Source organism: Actinomadura formosensis NBRC 14204 (genome assembly GCF_001552155.1).
Classification (GTDB): Bacteria; Actinomycetota; Actinomycetes; order Streptosporangiales; family Streptosporangiaceae; genus Spirillospora; species Spirillospora formosensis.
In genome coordinates this window covers 1-2118 of record NZ_BCQQ01000263.1, presented here as the reverse complement: position 1 = coordinate 2118, position 2118 = coordinate 1, and the positions used below count along the sequence as shown (strand labels likewise).

At 73.1% G+C, this 2118-nt stretch carries 2 protein-coding genes and 1 pseudogene; 2 read left to right on the top strand and 1 reads right to left on the bottom strand.

Going from position 1 to position 2118, the window contains the following annotated elements; all coding sequences use genetic code 11:
- Positions 1-37: 37 nt before the first annotated feature.
- Entirely contained in the window at positions 38-544 is a 507-nt protein-coding gene (locus tag AF1_RS32365) for a CBS domain-containing protein (protein WP_067808136.1), read from the bottom strand.
- A 196-nt stretch (positions 545-740) separates the two neighbouring features.
- Between AF1_RS32365 and AF1_RS32360 the strand changes: the two genes are divergently transcribed.
- Together AF1_RS32360 and AF1_RS32355 are read left to right on the top strand one after the other, a co-directional pair.
- Entirely contained in the window at positions 741-1625 is an 885-nt protein-coding gene (locus AF1_RS32360) for a universal stress protein (protein WP_067808132.1), read from the top strand.
- A 76-nt stretch (positions 1626-1701) separates the two neighbouring features.
- Positions 1702-2118, top strand: a pseudogene (locus AF1_RS32355) (histidine kinase); the annotation flags it as partial.

The window sequence follows — 2118 nt, the reverse complement described above, 5'->3', positions numbered from 1 at the left end:
CGTCCCCGCGGGCCGGGACGAAGGTCCGTTCCGGGGGTCAGCCGCCGTCCGCCGCCGTTCCGCCCCGGGCGGGCAGGACGGGCTCGATCCGGTAGAGGGACGGCATGCCGCCGGCGCGTTCGGGGATCTCGCGGCGGACGCCGGCGAGGGCGGCGATCAGGTCGCGCGCGGTGATCAGGCCGAGGAGGACGCCGCGCTCGTCGGTGACCGGCGCGTGGTCCCGGTCCGCTTCCAGCATGGCCCGCGCCGCCTCCGCGACGGTGGCCGTGGGACGGACCGTCACCGGCGGCCGGGACGGCAGGAGCGTCGTCACGGGCCTGCGGGCGTCGCAGGGAGTGGCGGCATGCCACTCCGCGGTGAGGGTCTGGGCGTCGACGACGCCGAGGAAGGCGCCTTCGTCGTCGGTGACGGGCAGGTGGTGGACTCCCGCCCGGCACATCAGCTCCCAGGCCATGAGCACCGATTCCTCCGCGGCGATGGTGAGCAGGTCCCGGGTCATCAGCTCGTCGACGGTGCGCTGCTCCAGTGGTGCGTTCGTGGTCATCGCTACCCCTCGCGGGCTTCGCTTCTCATCTCCCGATTCCAGGTTCGGCGGTGGCGCCGCGCGGGGGCCGAGACGAACGTCCCGTCCTGCCGGACGAGCCGTGCGTCAGGGCCGGAGGTCCCGCGGATCGGTGGCCGACGGCTCTGCATACCCGGTCCGCGAGCGGCAAGGCTCGAAGGTCAGGAGGTGGGCGAGAATGGACGGACGAGAGATCCTGGCCGGCTTCGACGGTTCACCGGCCGGGGAACGGGCGCTGCGCTGGGCGGCCGCCGAGGCGTCGCTGCGCCGCGTGCCGCTGCGCGTCTGCCACGCCTGGAACTGGCCGTATCCGCTGCGTCCGCAGGACGGCGACGCGCTGGCGATCGCCCGGGGGATGGGCGCGATGGCGCTCGGCGACGGTGTCCGGCTCGCCCGCGAGGCCGTCCCCGGCCTGGACGTGCGGCCACTGCTGGTGAAGGGCACACCGCCCGGTGCGCTGCTGGCCGCGGCGGCCGACGCGGCGCTGATCGTGATCGGCGCGCGGGGATCGGGCGGGTTCGACGGGCTGCCGCTCGGGTCCACGGCCCTGCACGTCCCGGCGCACGCCGATCGTCCCGTGGTCGTCGTCCCGGCCCACGAGCGCGCGGACGGCGCGCGGCGGCGGATCGTCGTCGGCGTCGACGGCTCACCGGCCAGCGAGGCGGCGCTGCGTTTCGCGCTGCACGAGGCGAGGCTGCGCGAGGCCGTGGTGACGACGGTGTGCGCGTGGTGGGACCCCGCCGCGGTGCCCGGCCCCGACCACCTTCCGTTCACCGATCCCGGAACCGTCAAAGAGCGGGCCAAGGCGCGGTTCGCCGACGCCGTCGAACCGTGCCTGGCGGATTTCCCGGAGGTCGAGGTCGAGCAAAGATTCGTCATGGAGCGGGCCCAGAACGTCCTCGCCGATCTCGCCCGGGACGCGATACTGCTCGTGGTCGGTGACCGCGGGATCGGCGTGTCCCCCAGCACCCTGCTGGGCGCGGTGACCAGGGCGGTGCTGCACGATGCGCGGGGGCCGGTCGCGGTCGTCCACGAACGTGATCCGGAGGTGAAGGAGCCGTGACGCACCGGTTCCGGCGCGTCGGTGATCACAGATTCGGCCCCTGCCTTTCCGGCGCGGCCTCAGTGATACTGGAAACGTGGTTGATGATTCGTACGCCGGTGCGGACAGAGCGAAGCTGATCCTGCCGCAGCTTCAGTTGGACGACCTGTTGTCGGAGTTGCAGGCGCGGCTGGAGACGGCGCGGTCGACGCGTGACCGCGTGCACGCGCTGCTGGAGGCCGTGGTCTCGATCGGCAGCGAACTGGACCTGGAGTCGGTGCTGCGGCGGATCACCGAGGCCGCCACGACGCTGGTCGACGCCCGTTACGGTGCGCTGGGTGTGATCGGCGAGGAGGGAGAGCGGCTGGTCCAGTTCGTCACCGTCGGGGTCGAGGACCAGGACATCGAGGCCATCGGGCACTGGCCGCAGGGCCACGGGATTCTCGGGCTGCTGATCCGGGAACCGCATTCCCTGCGGCTGGCGGATCTGAGCGATCATCCGGCCTCCAGCGGG

Bases quoted from the DNA above. Each gene is read 5' to 3' on its own strand.
- AF1_RS32365 (WP_067808136.1), bottom strand. From the start codon at position 544: ATGACCACGAACGCACCACTGGAGCAGCGCACCGTCGACGAGCTGATG.
- AF1_RS32360 (WP_067808132.1), top strand. From the start codon at position 741: ATGGACGGACGAGAGATCCTGGCCGGCTTCGACGGTTCACCGGCCGGG.